Source organism: Candidatus Glassbacteria bacterium, assembly GCA_019456185.1.
Lineage (GTDB): Bacteria > Gemmatimonadota > Glassbacteria > GWA2-58-10 > GWA2-58-10 > JAJRTS01.
Genome location: VRUH01000142.1, coordinates 1 through 1,555 on the forward strand (window position 1 = coordinate 1; position 1,555 = coordinate 1,555).

The window sequence follows — 1,555 nt, forward strand, 5'->3', positions numbered from 1 at the left end:
CTGAGGTGGGTCCGTAGGTTGGGCACAGGATGGGCGTTCTTTGACTACATCGCCGCATTAACTGACGGCAAGTATCTTGTAAAAGGATTTGCGAACCCCAAGATTCAGTTAAAGGATGATTCCGGAAAGACGGTCGAAGTGCGACGGGAATCCGGTCGCTTTTCTGCGGTATATGGGCGCTAAAAACGATGGCGCTTTTCGGAATTTGGGCCTTGTCACGGGGAGAATGGGGCCAGGTCTTGTTTTGCCACATTACTTCATCACCGTCACCGCGCCGAACACGTCTAACAAGTGGGATTTCGATTATAATGCAATCGGGCAGACCACGAAGTATAATCATCCCAATGGACTGGACAGTGTGTTTTCGTATGATGGCGGTAATCGCATGACGAAGATTGAACTCAAGGACACCTCGACCGTGGTCGAGTCGTTTGCGTATGGGCTGACGGACGTGGGGAATATCACGAAGATTACGGATGGCGATGGGGTGAATTGGAACTATACGTATGATGTGAACATGCGGTTGGCGTCGGCGTCGCGGAAGAACGCGGCCACGCCGACGATTACCGCGAGCTATACGTATACGTATGACGATGCGGGCAACCTCGTCACGAAGGTGCAGCCGTTCTTGGATGATTTCCAGGATGGGAATCTTACGGGGTGGTCGGCCTCGGGCTCGATGTCGGCGTCGGGCGGCTATGCCGCGAATACGACGACGACGGGTTGGAGCAAGATCTATAGGTCGGTGACGGATGCGGATGGGGAGATTTCGTTCAGCTATATGCTCGAGGCTGGCGGTCGTGCGCAGGTGGCGCTCCGCAAGGCGACCGACAGTATCCAACTTCTTTTTTGGGCGGGCTCGGCCCAGATGCGCGAGTGGGTGAGCGGCGGTTGGGGCACGACGTTGGACCAGGACGCCGCGGTGGATTCGACGGAAGATGTCTGGTACGATGTGCGCGTGCAAATGGACGGCGCGAATGTGCAGGTGTGGCGCGCCGAACGCGGCGTCGAAAACCAGCAACTGGTCCTCGAGACGACGGCGGCCAGCGTGACCACTGGCTCAACCGTTGAATTCCAAATCCCGACCTCGGCCCAGAACCGCTATGACAATATCCAACTGCGTATCGGCGGACTCACGAGTACGCAGGCGTATGCCTACAACACGGCCAACGAACTGACCAGTAGCGCGTATGAAGGCGTCACAACGACCTACACCTATGACGATTGGGGCCGGATGGCCTCCAAGTACACCAGCAACTATTCCGCCGACTATGAGTACCGGTATGGCGGCAAGCTGTACAAAGTCACCTCGACCTTCCCCGGCGAGGGCACCGTCACCTACGATTACGGCGGCAACGGAAAACGGCGCGAGAAGATCGTCCTAGGCGGCGACTATACATGGTACAATTGGGACGCCGGATCGACCGTCATCAGCGAGGAAGACGAGGGAATCGGAGTGGGGGATGGCACGTTGACAAGGACCTATGTAACTTCGCCTACCGCAGGCAATAACAACAACGCTCCGGTTGCCGACGTTGATACGACGAATCCCGCA

The 1,555-nt window shown here is 56.8% G+C and carries 1 protein-coding gene; it reads left to right on the top strand.

The genetic code is table 11. The features are described 5' to 3' along the window. Nucleotides 1–115: 115 nt before the first annotated feature. A partial coding sequence (locus FVQ81_18505) for a hypothetical protein (GenBank protein ID MBW7998523.1) occupies nt 116–1,555 on the top strand: 1,440 nt, incomplete at its 3' end.